Source organism: Vagococcus sp. AM17-17, from assembly GCF_003471765.1.
GTDB lineage: Bacteria > Bacillota > Bacilli > Lactobacillales > Vagococcaceae > Vagococcus > Vagococcus teuberi.
This window is the reverse complement of record NZ_QRJY01000001.1, coordinates 641,401-660,553: the sequence shown is the minus strand read 5'-3', so window position 1 is coordinate 660,553 and position 19,153 is coordinate 641,401. Positions and strand designations below refer to the sequence as shown.

Here is a 19,153-nt window from a genome sequence, read left to right as displayed (position 1 = left end):
GAAAACGCTATCTTAAGTGTTTGGGAGGAATTATCATGACAGAAAAATCTTATATTATGGCGATAGACCAAGGTACAACAAGTTCTAGAGCAATTATTTTTGATAAAGCAGGAAATAGTGTTGGAAGTTCTCAAAAAGAATTTACACAAATCTTCCCTGAATCTGGTTGGGTAGAACACAATGCAAATGAAATTTGGAACTCGGTACAATCTGTTATAGCCGGCGCATTAATCGAGTCAGGTGTTCGTCCAACTCAAATTAAAGGTATAGGTATTACAAACCAGCGTGAAACAACAGTTATCTGGGATAGAAAAACTGGAAAACCAATTTACAATGCTGTTGTGTGGCAATCAAGACAATCTGCTCCTTTAGCTGAAAAGTTAAATGAAGACGGTTACGCAGATATGATTCATAAAAAAACTGGTTTAGTCGTTGATGCTTACTTCTCAGCTACAAAAGTTCGTTGGATTCTAGATCATGTAGAGGGCGCTCAAGAACGTGCAGAAAAAGGCGAATTAGCTTTTGGAACAATTGATACATGGTTATTATGGAAATTAACAAACGGAGCAACTCACGTAACAGATTACTCAAATGCTGCTAGAACAATGATGTATAACATTCATGACTTAGAGTGGGATGACGAGATTTTAGAGTTATTAAACATTCCAAAATCATTATTACCAGAAGTAAAAAGTAACTCAGAAATTTACGGTTACACACAAAGTTACCACTTCTATGGTAGTGAAGTGCCAATCGCTGGTATGGCAGGGGACCAACAAGCAGCATTATTTGGTCAATTAGCATTTGAAGAAGGATCAATAAAAAACACTTATGGAACTGGTGCATTTATCGTCATGAACACTGGTGAAAAACCTCAATTATCAGACAACAAATTATTAACAACTATTGGTTACGGAATTAACGGTAAAGTTTATTATGCGTTAGAAGGTAGTATCTTTGTTGCTGGATCAGCTGTTCAATGGTTAAGAGATGGTTTGCGTATGATTGACTCCTCTGCTGAATCAGAAAAATTAGCAAATGAATCAACAAGTGATAATAGTGTTTACGTTGTACCAGCATTTACTGGATTAGGCGCACCTTATTGGGATTCAGAAGCACGTGGCGCAGTATTTGGCTTAACTCGTGGAACAACTAAAGAAGATTTTGTTAAAGCAACACTACAAGCAATTGCTTACCAATCGAAAGATGTTATTGATACGATGCAAAAAGATGCTGGTGTGAAAATTCCGTTAATTAAAGTAGATGGTGGAGCGGCAAACAATAATTCTTTATTACAATTCCAAGCAGATATATTAGATATTAATGTTCAACGTGCGTCTAACTTAGAGACAACCGCTTTAGGAGCAGCTTATTTAGCTGGTTTAGCAGTAGGATTCTGGAAAGACTTGGATGAATTAAAAGAATTTACACAAGAAGGCGAAATCTTTACTCCTCAAATGAGTGAAGAAGAACGTACAGAATTGTATGAAGGATGGACAGAAGCTGTTAAAGCAACACAACTATTCAAGAGAATTAAATAATATAAGGACTGATAAAAATGAGTTTTTCTTTAAAAACGAGACAAGAAAGTATTAACTATCTAAAAGATCATTCCGTTGATGTATTAATTATTGGTGGCGGTATCACAGGAGCGGGTCTGGCTTTACAGACCGCTGCTTCTAGTATGAGTACAGCTTTAGTTGAAATGCAAGATTTTGCTGAAGGAACATCTTCACGTTCGACTAAGCTAGTTCATGGTGGTATTAGATATCTGAAAACCTTTGATGTTGAAGTTGTATCAGATACAGTGAGCGAGCGAGCAAATGTCCAAAAAATTGCTCCACATATTCCTAAACCAAATCCAATGTTATTACCAATTTATGATGAGCCTAATAACACATTTTCATTATTCTCATTGAAAATTGCGATGGATTTATATGATCAATTAGCTCACGTCACAGGAACCAAGTATGAAAATAGAGTATTGAAAAAAGAAGAAGTGCTTGAAGTAAGTCCATATCTAGCTAAAGAAAATCTTTTAGGTGGCGGGATTTACCTTGATTTTAAGAACAATGATGCCAGACTTGTTATTGAAAATATCAAAAAAGCTCATGAAGATGGTGCTCATCTGTTAAGTAAAACTAAAGTAACTGGATTTATTTACGATGAAAACAATAAAATTTCAGGTGTTCATGTAGTCGATGTGTTAACGAATGAAACATATGATATTCATGCTGATGTCGTAGTGAATACAACTGGACCTTGGAGTGATACGATTCGTGGCTTATCAAATGATGAGACAATTGTTGGTCAAATGCGTCCGACAAAAGGTGTTCATTTGGTGGTTGATTATGACAAGTTACCTGTGACTCAACCAGTTTATTTCGATACAGGTTTATCCGATGGGCGTATGGTTTTTGTGATTCCAAGAGAAAATAAAACATACTTTGGAACAACAGATACTGATTATACAGGAGATTTAATGCATCCAACGGTGACACAAGAAGATGTTGATTATTTACTAAAAGTGGTTAATAATCGCTTCCCAGATCGTGATATTCGTTTATCTGATATTGAAGCAAGTTGGGCAGGATTAAGACCTTTATTATCTGGTAATGCTGGTTCAGATTACAATGGTGGTTCTAAAGACTCATTATCTGAAGAAAGTTTGGACTTAGTTATTCAATCTGTTAAAGAATTTGAAGCAGGAAATGGTTCTAAAGAAGTAATTGAGCAAACTATTAAAGATGCTAAGACAAGTAGTGGTGAAAAACAAGTATCTTCTTCATCTGTGTCACGTGGTAGTAGTTTAGATGTGACAAAAGATGGCCTTGTGACGTTAGCAGGTGGTAAAATAACCGACTATCGTTTAATGGCTGAAGGTGCTCTTAAAGTGATTGCATCATTATTAAAAGAACAAAAAAATAAAAACTATAAGTTAGTGGATTCTAAAAACTATCCAGTGTCAGGTGGCGAGTTTGATGCAACGAAAGTTGAAGAGATGACACAGGAATTTACAAAACTTGCAATAGCTAGTGGTTTAACTGAAGAAGAAGCGGCAGATATTGCAAACCTTTATGGGGCTAATACGAAAAAAGTACTAGCTTATGACACAACAGAATTTAATGGTTTAACTAAAGCAGAATCAATGAGTTTAATGTATTCACTTGAAGAAGAAATGACATTAACTCCCGTTGATTATAGTTTACGACGTACAAATTATTTATTATTTAAACGTGATCGCTTAGAAGAAATAAAAGATGCATTAGTGAATGCTATGTCACATTATTTTGAGTGGACACAAGAAGAAGAAAGCAATTATAAAAATGAATTAGAAAAAGCAATGTCTGAATCTTTCTTAGAAGAATTAAAGACAGAAGGGTGAGTAAATAATGGATGCAAATAATTTACAGATTTTTAGTGAGTTTTTGGGAACATTGATTTTAGTGTTACTTGGAGACGGAGTTGTTGCTGCAGTTAGTTTAAATAAAAGTAAAGCACAAGGTGCTGGTTGGGTTGCTGTCACTTTAGGTTGGGGTGCAGCTGTAACTATGGCCATTTATGTATCTGGATTTATGGGTCCTGCTCATTTAAATCCTGCCGTAACACTAGGTTTAGCTATAACAGGTAATTTTTCTTGGGGCTTAGTAGTACCATTTATGATTGCTCAAGTCTTAGGAGGAATTGTGGGAGCTATTTTAGTTTGGATTACTTACTTACCACATTTTGCTGCAACAGAAGATGAAACAGCTATTTTAGGAACTTTTGCAACAGGACCAGCAATTCGTGATTATAAATCAAACGTTGTGACTGAAGCAATTGGAACATTTGTATTAGTATTTGCTTTACTAGCATTTGGCCAAAATGCATTTGCTGATGGATTTAACCCAGTAGTTGTTGGATTATTAATTTTAGCATTAGGTCTATCTTTAGGAGGACCAACAGGGTATGCGATTAACCCAGCACGTGACTTAGGTCCACGTATTGCTCATCAAATTTTACCAATTGCTAACAAGGGTGGTTCTGACTGGTCTTATTCATGGGTGCCAATTGTAGGCCCATTAGTAGGTGGTGCTTTAGCTGCTGGTTTATGGATGATGATTCCTTTATAGAATAAAAAGTATAAAAGTTGTTAGATTGAGCTTATCTCATCTAACAACTTTTTTAGTAAAAAAACCCCCTTTTTTGTGTTGTTAGCTTGTATTATTTTTCTAAATAACTCATAATATATAATAAAAGTATTATTTATGAGATGTGATAGATCTCATATGAAAATAGATTTTTAAGGGGATAGGAAAATGAAAAAAGTTACACCGTATTTATTATTATCGACTTTAGTATGCCAAAGTTTAACTGTAGGGACCATCGTCCAAGCGACGAGTCTTAATAAGGCAGATAGTGAATTAATAAATCAAGAAGTAGTAGAAATGAATGATAGTACAACTGACATGGTATCAAGTCGTGACGCTGATACTGTGATAGAGAATGTAACGGAAAATACACCAGAAGTAACACCAGAAACAAAACCGGAAGAAACGCCAGAAACAAAACCGGAAGAAACGCCAGAAACAAAACCGGAAGAAACGCCAGAAACAAAACCGGAGCAAAAACCGGAGCAAAAACCAGAGCAAAAACCAGAAACAAAACCGGAGCAAAAACCAGAGCAAAAACCAGAAACAAAACCGGAGCAAAAACCAGAGCAAAAACCAGAAACAAAACCGGAGCAAAAACCAGAGCAAAAACCAGAAACAAAACCGGAGCAAAAACCAGAGCAAAAACCAGAAACAAAACCGGAGCAAAAACCAGAGCAAAAACCAGAAACAAAACCGGAGCAAAAACCAGAGCAAAAACCAGAAACAAAACCGGAGCAAAAACCAGAGCAAAAACCAGAAACAAAACCGGAGCAAAAACCAGAGCAAAAACCAGAAACAAAACCGGAGCAAAAACCAGAGCAAAAACCAGAAACAAAACCGGAGCAAAAACCAGAGCAAAAACCAGAAACAAAACCGGAGCAAAAACCAGAGCAAAAACCAGAAACAAAACCGGAGCAAAAACCAGAGCAAAAACCAGAAACAAAACCGGAGCAAAAACCAGAGCAAAAACCAGAAACAAAACCGGAGCAAAAACCAGAGCAAAAACCAGAAACAAAACCGGAGCAAAAACCAGAGCAAAAACCAGAAACAAAACCGGAGCAAAAACCAGAGCAAAAACCAGAAACAAAACCGGAGCAAAAACCAGAGCAAAAACCAGAAACAAAACCGGAGCAAAAACCAGAGCAAAAACCAGAAACAAAACCGGAGCAAAAACCAGAGCAAAAACCAGAGCAAAAACCAGAAACAAAACCAGAGCAAAAACCGGAAATAAAACCAACAGTTAATTATCCATCACAAGCCAAAGATACATACTTTGCTGATACTAGTCAACTGACAACAAATAAAGCCAACTCTCCAATTAATTTTTCAGTGACAAAAACGACACAAGAATTTATTAATGAAATTGGAGAAGCAGCACGAAAAATTGGGCAGGAATATGATTTGTATGCTTCTGTCATGATTGCTCAAGCCATACTTGAATCAGGTAGTGGACAAAGTTCTTTATCGACACATCCTAACTACAATTTATTTGGCATTAAAGGTGAGTATAAAGGAGAATCAGCATCATTCTATACATTAGAAGATAATGGTACTGGTCAGCTTTATGGTATACAAGCTAAGTTTAGAAAATACCCATCAGTGAAAGAATCCCTAGAAGATTATGCTGAGTTGATGAAAAAAGGCATTGCATCAAATGAAGATTTTTATAAAGGCGTGACTAAAAAAGAAGCTAAAACATACAAAGAAGCTAAAACATACAAAGAAGCAACAGCTTATTTAACTGGTAGATATGCAACAGACACTAGATATGACGAAAAACTAAATGCTTTAATCGAAACATATGATTTAACTTATTTTGATCAAGCAGTAAAAAAAGGGAAACGTGTAACAAAAGGTAATGTTGAAGTAGATACCTATGAAATTATGAATCCAGAAACGAAGAAAACAGCTATCTTTACACTGCCGTTAGAAGAAAAATATGTAATTTCTAGTCCATTTGGTTATAGAGGGAATGAACATCACGATGGTATCGATTTAGCCATCGCAGCCAATACGCCAGTACTTGCTTCAAGTGATGGTGTGGTTGTAGGTACAGGATTTGCCCCATCAGCAGGTAATTATGTCATCGTCAAACATTCGAATGATTTGTACACAAATTATTTCCATTTAAATTCAATTAGTGTGTCACTAGGAGAAAAAGTAACAAGTGGAAACATCGTAGGTCTTGTAGGAAGTACTGGGAATTCAACAGGAAGTCACCTACATTTTGGTATTAGCACAGATATGTGGCGTAACTATTTAAATCCAGCATCTTATTTTGAATTTTAGTAGATTTAAGTATAATTAAAAGAATCCCCATTATAATTATTATTGATGGGGATTCTTTTAATTTAATGGCTTAATATGTTTCGAGGCAAGTTCAAACGCCAATTCTTTATCTACTGTTGATAGCAATCCAATGGCAGATAGAATATAATCGTAATCAATAAACAAACGACTTTTTTCTGGAGTCAGCGTTAACTCATCTGTTGGGGTAAGGGCAGAAGCTAAAACATTTGTAGGTTGGTCGTTGTGTACAAGGATACCTCCAGTACCAATAATCGTTTGAAATTGTCTTAAGTCTTTACCATATTGATGATAAATGGTTCTTGAAGGAGTTTGCTCTTTTTTATAATAGCCAGCATGCCGGGCAATAGCAGTTTTAATCGCTAATTTAGCGATGGTATTATCTAATTGCTTTTCTTCCATAGTATCTGCTATATAGCCAGGATGTTGACTTCTGAATTCGCATTTACGTGTTAAGTCACTTTCGTTAAGGTTGATATAATCGTAAAATGCTTGAGGGGTGACACTCTCTAGAAGACTTTTAGCAGAATATCTCATGCCTAAGTCACCTTCAACAGTCCGTTTGCTGTAAGGTTCAGCCAATCCATCAAACTGTACATTTTTCTTTTCTTCTTTTCCACTTCCAATAGAATGAATATCAGTTGTTGCACCACCAACATCAACAATCAACGTATTGCCAAATCCTTTTTGAGTTGTTGTTCCTTCTGATAAGAGTTGTGCGGCATATAAAACAGCTGTTGGAGTGGGAATAATTTCCGCTGCTACTTGAGTTTGGATATCGCTCATCCCTTTTGCTTTGATAATATTATTAATAAAAATATCTCGTAATATTTTTCTAGTAGGTAAGGCATTTAATTGATTAATTTGAGGCATAACATTTTCTGTTAAATGGTAATTAATACAATATTGGTTAAAAAGCGCTTTTATTTTAGGGTAAGTTCCTTCATTTCCGGCCACTACAATAGGTATGTTTAAAGATAGTTCGGTTAATTGTTTTGCATCTTTTAAAATATTTTTATCATTTCCTCCATTTGTTCCTCCACTTAACAAAATGACGTCAGGATGTAGCACTTCTATTTCTTTGATATTATCAGATGTTAGGCCATAACTGTATACTTTCAGAATTCTCGTTCCAGCACCAAGAGCGGCACGTTTAGCTGCCTCAGCAGTTAGAGTAGGAGATAAGCCAATTGCTACCATCTTAAAGCCACCTTTAGCAGATGAGCAAGCAAGGACTTGATCAAATGATTGTTGAGTAAGTTGTTTGGTCAAATCATCATAAGACTTATGATAACCATCAAGTACATTTGTTTCGATAGTTGTGTATGATTTACTAGTCGCTAATATCCTTCTTTCTTCATCATCAACTGCTGTTAATTTAGTGTAAGTACTACCAAAATCTACTAATAAATAAGTTGTCATGTTTATCACCTCAAAAAAAAATTTTGTTATTTAATTATTTTTTTATTCGTCTTTTATTATCTAATAATCGTCAAAATCAGTTTTGACATTTTAAACTTTCATTTTAAAAATGAGAATATATCGTTGTTGAATAAATAATGTTTTGTTCAAGTGATTTTCTATTTATAAAACAAATAAGTTAGTAGATTCATCGCAATAATGGCTGTTCTATGTTTTTAATATCAATGTTTTTCCACTATCTAATAGTATTGAAAGTTAGATTTGTCAAAAAAAGGTCAAAAGATTAAGATTAGAAAAAATGGTTTTTTTAACTTGGTTTTTGTTAGCAAATAAAATAAAAAAATAGGATAAAAAATGACTATTATTAATTGTTTCACAAGTTGTCTTTTTATATAAAAGTGGTGTTGACTTGTTATTTAAAGGATGCTATTCTTTGGGTGTCGATTGAAAGCGCTACCTAATAAGTTGTGCTTTATTTTAACAAAAGTAAGGGAGTGAAAAAAAGAAGTAAATTCTTACTTTTTATTATAAAAGTAGGTTATAGTATCTGTACATAGTTTTTACGTGTATCAAACCATAAATTGAAAGGATGTTGTTTATAATGGCAAAAATTATTGAATGTGTCCCAAATTTTAGTGAAGGTAAAAATGAAGAAGTAATTAACGGATTAGTTTCAGTGGCAAAAAGTGTCGGTGGAGTGACGTTGTTAGATCATTCTTCAGATAAAAGTCATAACCGTAGTGTGTTTACACTTGTTGGGGATGAAGATGGTATTCAAGAAGTTGCTTTTCAATTAGTTAAATATGCAAGTGAAAATATTGACATGACAAAACATACAGGAGAACATCCTAGAATGGGTGCAACCGACGTTGTTCCATTTATCCCGATTAAAGATGTAACGTTAGAAGAATGTATCGACATTTCGAAAAAAGTAGCAAAACGCATCAACGATGAATTAGATATCCCAATTTTCTTATATGAAGAATCAGCATCTGCCCCAACCCGTAAAAACTTGGCAAAAGTTCGTAAAGGTCAATTCGAAGGTATGCCTGAAAAACTTAAAGAAGAAGAATGGGCACCTGACTTTGGTGAAAGAGCTATCCATCCTACAGCAGGAATTACAGCAGTTGGAGCAAGAATGCCATTAGTAGCTTTCAACGTCAACTTAGATACTGATAACATTGACATTGCTAACAAGATTGCTCGTATCATTCGCGCTTCTGGTGGTGGATTTAAATATTGTAAAGGTATTGGGGTTATGTTAGAAGATAGAAACATCGCTCAAGTTTCTATGAATATGGTTAACTTTGAAGGAACACCACTTTACCGTACATTTGAAACAATCCGTTTTGAAGCAAAACGTTATGGTGTAAATATTATTGGTAGTGAAATCATTGGTTTAACACCAGCAAAAGCATTGATTGATTGTGCTGAATACTACTTACAAGTAGAAGACTTTGATTACGGTAAACAAGTATTAGAAAATCATTTATTAAATTAAGGAGCTGCTAAATATGAAATTAGTGGAATTAACAGTGAGTGAATTTGTTGAAACATTGGGATCAGATGCTCCCGCTCCTGGAGGAGGATCAGCAGCGGCATTATCTGCAACAATGGGAATTTCTTTAACAAAAATGGTTTGTGAATTAACAATTGGTAAAAAGAAATATGCTGAATATGAAGATGAAATTAAACTAGTGTTCGATGAAACAAAACAACTCCAAAAGAATTTACTTGAAGCAATAGATAAAGATACAGAAGCATTTAACGCAGTTTCAGCAGTGTTTAGTATGCCAAAAGAAACAGATGATGAAAAAGCAGCTAGACGTGCGGCTATGCAATCAGCTTTAGAAGGAGCAGCTAAATCACCACTAGACATGATGAAATTAATGTTAGAAGCACTTGAAGTGACAAAACGTGCTATTGGAAAATCAAATACTAATGCAGCAAGTGACTTAGGTGTTGCAGCACTTAGCTTAAAAGCTGGAATTCAAGGCGCATGGTTGAATGTTTTAATTAATTTATCAGGTATCAAGAATGAAGAATTTGTCGCGTCTTATCGACAAGACGGTGAAGCATTATTAGCTAAGGGTTGTTTATTAGCAGATGAAATTTATGAGGAAACATTAAAAGTCGTTTAAAAAAGATGTTAATTAATTAAATGGAAGGGTTGAAGAAAAAGTTATGGCACATTTATCAGATATCGAAATCGCAAATTCAGTTGAAATGAAACCAATTAAAGAGGTAGCGGCTCCATTAGGATTAAAAGAAGAGGATTTAACACTTTATGGTAATTATAAAGCGAAATTAGATGCTCGTGAATTAACTAGGCTAGAAAATGAAAAAGACGGTAAATTAATTTTAGTAACAGCTATTACACCAACTCCAGCTGGAGAAGGAAAAACAACAACATCTGTTGGGTTAGCTGATGCCTTTACTAAATTAGGTAAAAAGGCAATGATCGCTTTACGTGAACCATCATTAGGACCAGTATTTGGTGTTAAAGGTGGAGCAGCAGGTGGTGGACATGCTCAAGTTGTCCCTATGGAAGATATTAACTTACATTTTACAGGTGACTTTCATGCAATAGGCGCAGCAAATAACTTATTAGCTGCTTTGATTGATAACCATATTCATCATGGTAATGCGTTAGGTATTGATAGTCGTAACATCACATGGAAACGTGTTGTTGACATGAATGACCGTCAATTACGTCATATTGTGAATGGATTACAAGGACGCGTCAATGGTGTTCCGAGAGAAGATGGTTATGATATTACTGTAGCATCAGAAATTATGGCTGTGTTATGTTTATCAAATGATATTGATGACTTAAAAGAAAAACTTAAAAACATGGTAGTAGCATATAATTTTGAAGGAAAACCAGTTACTGCTGGCGATTTGAAAGCAGAAGGTGCAATGGCAGCTTTACTTAAAGATGCGATTCATCCAAACTTAGTTCAAACATTAGAACACACACCAGCCATTATTCATGGTGGACCATTTGCCAATATTGCGCATGGATGTAACAGTATTATCGCAACAAAAATGGCGATGAAATACGCAGATTACGCGATTACAGAAGCTGGCTTTGGAGCAGACTTAGGTGCTGAAAAATTCATCGATATTAAATGTCGTTTAGGAAATATCAAACCTGATGCCGTTGTATTAGTCGCAACAATTCGAGCTCTTAAAATGCACGGTGGCATTCCTAAGAAAGAATTAGAACCAGAAAACGTAGAAGCTGTTGTTAAAGGATTAACTAACTTAGACAAACATATTGAAAACATTCAAGACGTTTATGGTTTACCTGTTGTTGTAGCAATCAATAAATTCCCATTAGATACAGATGCTGAAATCGAAGCAGTTGAAAAAGCATGTAAAGAGCGTGGCGTAGAAGTTGTTTTATCTGACGTTTGGGCTAATGGTGGCGAAGGTGGTATTGAGTTAGCTGAAAAAGTCATGGAATTAGCAGAACAAGATAATAGTTTCAGCTACGTATATGACTTAGAAGATTCAATAGAAGAAAAATTAACTAAGATTGTACAAAAAGTTTATGGCGGTAAAGGAATTGAATTAACTGGACCGGCTAAAAAACAATTGAAACAATTAGAAGAATTGGGTTACGATAAGTTGCCTATCTGTATGGCGAAAACGCAATACTCATTCTCTGATGATGCGACACTTGTTGGTGCACCAAAAGACTTTACGATTACGATTAAAAATCTCAAAGTATCTGCTGGAGCAGGTTTTATCGTAGCGTTAACTGGCGCAGTTATGACAATGCCTGGACTACCAAAATCACCTGCATCTGAAAGAATTGATATCGATGAAGAAGGTAACATTACTGGATTGTTCTAAAAGGTAGAGGCAAAAATATGTTGTATCATTTATTTAAACAGAATGATTATCAAACATCTCGTTGGAGTGGGGGAGAAACGACCCAAGTGTTTCTCTACCCACCAACGGGTAAGTATGAGCCTGGAAAATTTGACTACCGCATTTCTACGGCTTCAGTAGAAATCGAAGAAAGTACATTTTCAGCGTTACCTGGCTATAAGCGTTTGTTGATGTCATTGAATCATCCATTAGAACTGACACATGAATCAGAATCGTTTACTGTTAATAAAAAAATGAAACCGTTTGAAGTTGATGAGTTTGATGGAGCAGATAAAACAAAAAGTGTCGGGAAATGTCAAGACTTTAACGTTATCTTTAAACCAACCTACACTAGTGAAATGTCTGCTGTTTCAACTATTCGTGATAGACAATTATTACCTTGTGTTCGATACTTTTACTATATGTTAGTTGATGGAGTCATGACGTATATAGACCAAGAAGAAAAACATGTTGTCAAGTTGGAAGCCGGAGATTGTGTCATGGTAGAAGAGGGTCGTACGATTTCGATGATTAGTATAGAATCTCATCAACCACAACAATCACCAGCAGTTGTCGAAGTTGTTGTTTGGAAAAATGAAAAGTCGCTCTAATAAAAATAATTTGGATAGGAAGCATTTTTATATATTAAAAATGAACAAATTATGTTAACGATCAGATGATCGGAAAGGGGCCCCTTATGATTACCGAAACAAAAACACCGGTTGATGAGATTAAATTAACCGAAATAAACTCAGAAAGTTCAAAATTTAGTTTAGGTGGTGCAACGCTTTACGGTATTAATGCAGTAGTTGGTTCAGGTATTTTCTTATTACCACAAACAATTTATCGAGATTTAGGACCAGCTTCTCTATTAGCCATGGTATTTGATGCGGTGTTGGTGTTACTTTTGGCAGTATGTTTTGCTGAAGTGGCGTGTTATTTTGACAAAAATGGTGGTGCGTTCCAATATTCTAAATCAGCTTTTGGTGATTTAGTTGGGTTTATCGTTGGACTATTAGGTTGGTTTGTAACGATTATCGCTTGGTCAGCAATGGCAGCAGGATTTGCCAAATTATTAATTGTTACAATACCTGCATTAGAAGGGCATAATAAAGCGATTAGTGTTATTTTAGTGATATTATTATCTATTATTAATAGTACCGGACTTAAAACATCCAAAATTTTTACCATCAGTATCACGATCGCAAAATTGATTCCTATTATTGCGTTTACCTTTATGAGTATTTTCTTTATTAAAAATGGTTTTGACGCTGGTAACTTTACACCATTCCTACAACTAAAAGAAGGTATGACGTTATCTAAGGCTATGGCCGGAACATCAATGACAGTATTCTATGCGTTTATTGGATTTGAAGCTTTACCAGTTGTAGCTGGTGAGATGAGAAATGCGAAGAAAAATGTTCCAAAAGCAATTATTGGCTCAATTAGTATCGTATCAATTCTTTACTTCATGATTATCGCTGGAACCATTGCGATGCTTGGAGTGGGGATTTTAGAAACAAATGCGCCTGTACAAGATGCCTTTGCTATGATGATAGGACCTGCTGGTAGATGGATTATTTCCATCGGGGCACTTATTTCAATTCTTGGATTAAACGTTGGGGATTCAATGATGATTCCTCGTTATGGAGCAAGTATTTCTGATGAAGGTTTACTACCAAAAATCGTTTCTAAGAAAAATAAAAAAGACGCACCTTATGTAGCCATTATCATCTCTTGTGTATTGACTTGTTTATTATTATTAAGTGGAAGTTTCGAACAATTAGCAGAATTAAGTGTGGTATTTAGATTTATTCAATATATTCCAACAGCAATCGCCGTTATTTCCTTACGTAAGAAAAATCCTGGTGTGGAAACAGCCTTTAGATTACCATTTGGTCCAGTGATTCCACTACTTGCTGTCGCAGTTAGTGTGTGGATGCTTGTCATGGGAGCAAACAGTAAGAGTTTAATTGCTGGAGGTATTGGTATTGTGATTGCTGCAATTTTCTATTTCGTATTGAATGGTAAAAACGCTAATAAAGTGAAATAAAGGGTTAAAAAGTATTGAATGAGTGAAGTGAGTTGTTAAGTTGAAAATGAGTTTAGGAGGAAGCAATAATGACTGAAGTAATTACATTAACAGGTAATGATTTAACATTGGAACAAGTGGTAGAGGTAGCAAGAAAAGGTGCAACAATTACGTTGTCACAAGAAGCAATCGAGGCAGTGAATGCTTCAAGAAAAATTATTGATGATATTGTCGACAGTAAAAAAGTAACTTATGGTGTCAATACTGGATTTGGTTCCCTTGTTAAAGTAAGTATTCCACAAGAAGAAACTAGACAATTACAAGAAAACTTAATTCGTACTCACTCAAGTGGATTTGGTGATCCTTTAGGAGAAGATGAAGTACGTGCTATTATGTTAATCCGTATCAACTCTTTATTAAAAGGCTATTCAGGTATTCGTTTAAGTACCATTGAAACCTTAATGGCTATGTTAAATAATGGCGTTGTACCACATATTCCAGAAAAAGGATCTTTAGGAGCTTCAGGAGATTTAGCACCATTATCACATATGGTGTTACCAATGTTAGGATTAGGACGTGCTTATTACAATGGCGAATTATTAGAAGGTAAAGAAGCAATGGCTCGTGCTGGTGTTGAAGTGATTCACTTAGAAGCAAAAGAAGGTTTGGCTTTAATTAACGGTACAACAGTTTTAACCGCTATCGGAGCATTAGCAACACATGATTCAATCGAGTTATTAAAACTTTCAGACATTGCCGGAGCATTATCATTAGAAGTACACAATGGTATTGTAAATGCCTTTGATGAAGAATTACATATTATTCGTCCTCAAAGTGGGCAACTTGCAACAGCGAAAAATATTCGTCACATGTTAGAAGGAAGTACCTTAACAACGCAAGCAACAGCTGAACGTGTACAAGATCCTTACACATTACGTTGTATGCCTCAAATTCATGGTGCAAGTAAAGATACTGTGGCTTACGTGAAGAAAAAAGTGGAAATCGAAATTAACTCTGTAACAGATAATCCAATTATCACTCGTAGTGGAGATGTTATTTCAGGAGGTAACTTCCACGGTGAACCAATGGCACAACCATTTGACTATTTAGGAATTGGTTCTGCTGAAATTGGTAACGTGTCTGAACGTCGTGTGGAACGTTTGGTAAATACTAACTTAAGTGGTTTGCCTTCATTCTTAGTGAAACATCCAGGCGTTAACTCAGGATTTATGATTACACAATATGCTGCAGCATCATTAGCATCAGAAAACAAAATCTTATCACATCCAGCAAGTGTGGACTCAATTACATCTTGTGAAAACCAAGAAGACTTTGTAAGCATGGGAACAACAGCAGCTAGAACTGCTAGAGATATTACGAAAAATTCTCGTCGTATCGTTGCAACTGAAATGATGGCAGCATGTCAAGCTATTGACTTCATTAAAGACCGTGGTGTATTAGGTAAAGGAACTCAAGTAGCGTATGATGTCTTTAGAAAATATGTAAAATTCATTGATTTAGATAAAGATATTGAAATGTATGACGAATTAGAAAAAGCCACAGATGTATTAATCAATGGCGAATTATTAAAAGCTGTTGAAGAAGTTGTAGACTTAGATATCGAATTTGATTTTGGAAAATAAATAAACCACTTATAAAGCTCTGAATTGATTAAGATTCATAGCTTTATTTGTAAATAAGTCGTGATAACTATTGAGTATCGAATCAATATTATGTAGTATGAATATAACGAGAAAAGGATGGTGTATGACGATGAAATATCAGAAACCAAAAGGAACAAACGATATTTTACCAGGTGAATCAGAAAAATGGCAGTTTGTAGAATCAACTGCACGTGACGTATTAAAAAAATATGACTTTCATGAAGTCAGAACGCCAATGTTTGAGCATATTGAAGTTATTACACGAGGTGTTGGTGAGTCAACAGATATCGTGACAAAAGAGATGTATGATTTTAAAGACAAAGGTGATCGCCATATAACGCTTAGACCTGAAGGAACTGCTCCATTAGTTCGTTCATACGTTGAGCATAAATTATTCGGACCGGAACATCAAAATCCGTTTAAAGCTTTTTATATTGGCCCAATGTTTCGCTATGAACGCCCTCAAGCAGGACGTTTACGTCAATTTAACCAAATGGGGATTGAAGTATTAGGTAGCAGTAATCCAGCAACAGATGTTGAAGGGATTTTAGTCGCACTAGATTTCTTTAAACGTTTAGGCGTGACACATACTCAATTAGTGATTAACTCACTTGGAACAAGAGAAAATCGTATGGTTTATCGCCAAGCATTAATTGATTATTTAGAGCCTTTAAGCGGCCAATTAAGTGATGACTCAAAACGTCGTTTACATACTAACCCACTTAGAGTATTAGATAGTAAAGATAAAAAAGATAAAGAAATTGTCGAAAATGCACCGTCAATTTTAGATTATCTAGATGAAGAGTCAAATGCTTTCTTTACTGAAGTGAAATCATTACTTGATGCAATGGGTGTGGAATACGTAGTCGATCATAGAATGGTTCGTGGTCTTGACTACTACAACCACACAGTATTTGAAATTATGAGTAATGCGCCAGGATTTAATGGTGCGATTACCACAATTTGTGCTGGTGGACGATATGATGGATTGGTTTCAGAATTTAATGGACCAGATAGTCATGATTCAGGATTTGGGTTTGGTATGGGAATTGAACGTGTCTTAATCACAATGGATGCTGAAGGAGTGGAAATTCCTGCAGCAAATAACGTGGATGTATATGTTGTTGGTCTAGGTGAAGAGACAAACTGTGAAAGTTTAAAATTAGCTCAAGCAGTAAGACAAGCAGGATTTGTTTGTGAACGTGATTTCCTAAATCGTAAAGCAAAAGCTCAGTTCAAGTCTGCAGATAAATTAAATGCTAAACTTGTTTTAATTATTGGTGAATCAGAATTAGCAGAAAAAGTTGTTCGTGTAAAAAATATGGTGACAGGTGAAGAGACAACCGTTTCATTAGATGATGTTTATACATCCTTTAGCAATGTTTACAACAACATAATAGGGGAGTAAACGTATCTTTGGAGGAGACTTACCATGAAACGATTTAGCAAGGACTCTAGTACCATTGCTGATAATACTCGTAAATTAACGGTTATATTTTTATACGCGTTATTATACGCGATTGCTTTAAACATGTTTTGGCACCCAGCTTCAATCTATACTGGTGGAATCACTGGTTTTTCTCAAATAGTAAACACTGTTTTTGACAAATGGTTTGGCGTGAGTTTGTCGATATCGGTCATTTATTATTTGATGAATGTACCATTTTTAATTTATGGTTGGAGAAAAATGAATAAAGAAATTGTCATTTTTACTTTAATAAGTGTGACAGCCGCATCCCTTGCAATTAGCATTGTACCTGAAATTGTACTAACTAAAGACCCAATTATTTGTGCACTTTTTGGTGGGGCCATTGGAGGAAGTTCTCTAGGTTTAGCGTTAAAAAATGGTATTGCTACAGGTGGACTGGATATTGGGATTATTGTGATTCGACGTAAGACGGGTCGTAGTATCGGCTCAATTTCGATGGTAATCAACGGGATTATTGTAATAGCAGCAGGCTATCTATTTGGTTTTCCGTATGCTTTTTATAGTTTGCTATCAATTATTGTGAGTGGAAAAGTGACTGACTTTATTTTTACTAAACAACAAAAAATGCAAGCTTTAATCATTACTAGACAGCCTGAAAAAGTGATAGCTGAACTTAAGGTGCGATTACTTCGAGGTGTGACGATTTTAAATGAAGCAGAAGGAGCGTATGATCACCGTGAAAAAGTGGTTCTTTTGACGGTTATTACACGTTATGAAATGTCGTTATTGGAAGAAGCAATCAAAGAAGCGGATAATGAGGCATTTGTTAGTATCTCAGAAAATGTCCACACAATTGGAAAATTTGATGATTTTGAATTTTAATCAATAGAAAAGCCACTTAGCAATTTGCTAGGTGGCTTTTTATAAACTCATTTTCACATGACAGGTAAAAATAAGACTTACACAAGTTGTCAATTTTTTGAAACCAATTCTCCATTTTTATAAACATCTTTGACTAAGTTTGTTGCAAAGAAATATAATGGATAATCAATATTTGGTGCATCAAATACGGCAATGTCAGCACGTTTTCCTTCTGTGAAACTTCCGATTGATTCCCCTAAACCAACTGAGTAAGCAGCATTGATTGTCACGGCATTAAATACTTGGATTGGTGTTAAATGCATTTTGAAACAACCAAGTTGCATAATAAATTGGATATTAGCTGTCGGGCAGCTTCCAGGGTTTGAGTCAGTGGATAATGTAATAGCCATACCAGCATCTAACATTTTTTTGGCAGGAGCGTAAGTATCAGCCATTAAACTGAACGTTGTTCCTGGTAATAAGTTACCAATAACACCTGCTTCACTCATTTTTTTGATCCCTTCATCAGTAGCAGCCATTAAATGTTCCGCACTCACTGTTTCAAGTTCTGCCGCCACATCAACTCCACCGATTGAATCGATTTCATCAGCATGAATACGCAATTTGAAGTCTAAGTCTTTTGCTGCTTGAAGTAAGCGACGAGATTGCTCCGCTGTAAATACACCAGTTTCACAGAATATATCACAGAAGTCTGCTAAATTTTCTTCTTTTACTTTTGGTAGCATCTCAATGATGATTTGATCGATAAACGCATCCCCATCGCCATTAAATTCTTCAGGAATAGCATGAGCTGCCATAAATGTTGACACTAAATCAATTGGATGAGTATGATTTAATTCTTTTACCACATTCATTTGTTTTTTTTCTGTTTCCCAATCAAGACCATAACCACTTTTTGCTTCAACTGTTGTTACACCGTGGATTAACATCTCATCTAATAAATGACTTGATTTATCGTAAAGGGTGTCAAAAGAAGCACTCTTTGTCGAGCGTACAGTACTTAAAATACCGCCACCTTCTTTTAAAATATCTAAGTAAGAGACACCATTTAATTTTTTGGCAAATTCATTTTCACGGCTGCCACCATATACTAAGTGAGTATGACAATCAATCAATCCTGGTGTTGCAAGTTTTCCTGTATAATCATGGATTTTAGTATGATCACCAATTAGAGAGTCGTCAGGAGTCCCACTACCAATTTTTAAAATTTTACCATTTTTAATGGCAATGTAACCATCTTCAATAATGGTTGCTTCAGACATTTCTGCTCCCTTTAATGCTCGTTGTTTATCTATCGGTGAAAAAATTTGACTAAAGTGTACTAATAGTTTATCTGCTTTCATGAAGATTCCTCCTTTTATTCTTACACTAATTATAACCATTTAATGAGTATAATGTAGTCTTG

At 35.3% G+C, this 19,153-nt stretch carries 14 protein-coding genes; 12 read left to right on the top strand and 2 right to left on the bottom strand.

Features of this window, described 5'->3' with window-relative positions:
• The first annotated feature begins 35 nt into the window (after positions 1-35).
• From glpK to DW196_RS03170, 4 genes are all read left to right on the top strand, one after another.
• Positions 36-1,541: a glycerol kinase GlpK gene (gene glpK, locus DW196_RS03185; protein ID WP_118250034.1), complete on the top strand. Its 1,506-nt coding sequence runs from the start codon at positions 36-38 to the stop codon at positions 1,539-1,541.
• Positions 1,542-1,558: 17 nt separating this feature from the next.
• On the top strand, positions 1,559-3,385 hold the full coding sequence (gene glpO / locus DW196_RS03180; protein ID WP_118250032.1) for a type 1 glycerol-3-phosphate oxidase: 1,827 nt from the start codon (positions 1,559-1,561) through the stop codon (positions 3,383-3,385).
• 7 nt (positions 3,386-3,392) lie between these two features.
• Positions 3,393-4,112 (top strand): MIP/aquaporin family protein, encoded by a 720-nt coding sequence (locus tag DW196_RS03175; protein ID WP_071457299.1) that lies wholly within the window; start codon positions 3,393-3,395, stop codon positions 4,110-4,112.
• A gap of 186 nt (positions 4,113-4,298) precedes the next feature.
• Positions 4,299-6,422 carry a glucosaminidase domain-containing protein gene (locus DW196_RS03170; protein WP_118250030.1) on the top strand — a complete coding sequence of 708 codons (2,124 nt, stop codon included), beginning with the start codon at positions 4,299-4,301 and terminating at the stop codon, positions 6,420-6,422.
• Positions 6,423-6,479: 57 nt separating this feature from the next.
• Here DW196_RS03170 and glmL read toward each other — a convergent pair whose 3' ends face one another.
• On the bottom strand, positions 6,480-7,862 hold the full coding sequence (gene glmL, locus DW196_RS03165) for a methylaspartate mutase accessory protein GlmL (RefSeq protein WP_071457296.1): 1,383 nt from the start codon (positions 7,860-7,862) through the stop codon (positions 6,480-6,482).
• A gap of 601 nt (positions 7,863-8,463) precedes the next feature.
• Between glmL and ftcD the strand changes: the two genes are divergently transcribed.
• From ftcD to DW196_RS03125, 8 genes are all read left to right on the top strand, one after another.
• On the top strand, positions 8,464-9,363 hold the full coding sequence (ftcD, locus tag DW196_RS03160; RefSeq protein ID WP_118250028.1) for a glutamate formimidoyltransferase: 900 nt from the start codon (positions 8,464-8,466) through the stop codon (positions 9,361-9,363).
• Positions 9,364-9,376: 13 nt separating this feature from the next.
• Positions 9,377-10,003 carry a cyclodeaminase/cyclohydrolase family protein gene (locus tag DW196_RS03155; RefSeq protein ID WP_118250026.1) on the top strand — a complete coding sequence of 209 codons (627 nt, stop codon included), beginning with the start codon at positions 9,377-9,379 and terminating at the stop codon, positions 10,001-10,003.
• Positions 10,004-10,046: 43 nt separating this feature from the next.
• Positions 10,047-11,723: a formate--tetrahydrofolate ligase gene (locus tag DW196_RS03150; RefSeq protein WP_118250024.1), complete on the top strand. Its 1,677-nt coding sequence runs from the start codon at positions 10,047-10,049 to the stop codon at positions 11,721-11,723.
• A 17-nt stretch (positions 11,724-11,740) separates the two neighbouring features.
• The gene (locus DW196_RS03145) at positions 11,741-12,352 is read left to right on the top strand and encodes a HutD family protein (RefSeq protein WP_118250022.1); all 612 of its coding nucleotides are present in this window, start codon (positions 11,741-11,743) and stop codon (positions 12,350-12,352) included.
• 86 nt (positions 12,353-12,438) lie between these two features.
• Complete coding sequence (locus DW196_RS03140) at positions 12,439-13,794, top strand: APC family permease (RefSeq protein ID WP_118250020.1); 1,356 nt, start codon at positions 12,439-12,441, stop codon at positions 13,792-13,794.
• A 68-nt stretch (positions 13,795-13,862) separates the two neighbouring features.
• Positions 13,863-15,416: a histidine ammonia-lyase gene (gene hutH, locus DW196_RS03135; RefSeq protein ID WP_071457290.1), complete on the top strand. Its 1,554-nt coding sequence runs from the start codon at positions 13,863-13,865 to the stop codon at positions 15,414-15,416.
• Between the two features lie 130 nt (positions 15,417-15,546).
• Entirely contained in the window at positions 15,547-16,845 is a 1,299-nt protein-coding gene (gene hisS, locus DW196_RS03130; protein ID WP_118250216.1) for a histidine--tRNA ligase, read from the top strand.
• Between the two features lie 24 nt (positions 16,846-16,869).
• Positions 16,870-17,748, top strand: a complete 879-nt coding sequence (locus DW196_RS03125) for a YitT family protein (RefSeq protein WP_071457288.1) — start codon at positions 16,870-16,872, stop codon at positions 17,746-17,748.
• 89 nt (positions 17,749-17,837) lie between these two features.
• Here DW196_RS03125 and hutI read toward each other — a convergent pair whose 3' ends face one another.
• Positions 17,838-19,091, bottom strand: coding sequence for an imidazolonepropionase (gene hutI, locus DW196_RS03120; RefSeq protein ID WP_118250018.1), 1,254 nt, complete (start codon positions 19,089-19,091; stop codon positions 17,838-17,840).
• Positions 19,092-19,153 lie beyond the last annotated feature (62 nt).

Coding starts and splice junctions, on each gene's coding strand:
- hisS (WP_118250216.1), top strand. CDS start 15,547: ATGAAATATCAGAAACCAAAAGGAACAAACGATATTTTACCAGGTGAA.
- hutI (WP_118250018.1), bottom strand. CDS start 19,091: ATGAAAGCAGATAAACTATTAGTACACTTTAGTCAAATTTTTTCACCG.
- DW196_RS03145 (WP_118250022.1), top strand. CDS start 11,741: ATGTTGTATCATTTATTTAAACAGAATGATTATCAAACATCTCGTTGG.
- ftcD (WP_118250028.1), top strand. CDS start 8,464: ATGGCAAAAATTATTGAATGTGTCCCAAATTTTAGTGAAGGTAAAAAT.
- DW196_RS03175 (WP_071457299.1), top strand. CDS start 3,393: ATGGATGCAAATAATTTACAGATTTTTAGTGAGTTTTTGGGAACATTG.
- DW196_RS03170 (WP_118250030.1), top strand. CDS start 4,299: ATGAAAAAAGTTACACCGTATTTATTATTATCGACTTTAGTATGCCAA.
- glmL (WP_071457296.1), bottom strand. CDS start 7,862: ATGACAACTTATTTATTAGTAGATTTTGGTAGTACTTACACTAAATTA.
- DW196_RS03125 (WP_071457288.1), top strand. CDS start 16,870: ATGAAACGATTTAGCAAGGACTCTAGTACCATTGCTGATAATACTCGT.
- glpK (WP_118250034.1), top strand. CDS start 36: ATGACAGAAAAATCTTATATTATGGCGATAGACCAAGGTACAACAAGT.
- hutH (WP_071457290.1), top strand. CDS start 13,863: ATGACTGAAGTAATTACATTAACAGGTAATGATTTAACATTGGAACAA.
- DW196_RS03140 (WP_118250020.1), top strand. CDS start 12,439: ATGATTACCGAAACAAAAACACCGGTTGATGAGATTAAATTAACCGAA.
- DW196_RS03155 (WP_118250026.1), top strand. CDS start 9,377: ATGAAATTAGTGGAATTAACAGTGAGTGAATTTGTTGAAACATTGGGA.
- glpO (WP_118250032.1), top strand. CDS start 1,559: ATGAGTTTTTCTTTAAAAACGAGACAAGAAAGTATTAACTATCTAAAA.
- DW196_RS03150 (WP_118250024.1), top strand. CDS start 10,047: ATGGCACATTTATCAGATATCGAAATCGCAAATTCAGTTGAAATGAAA.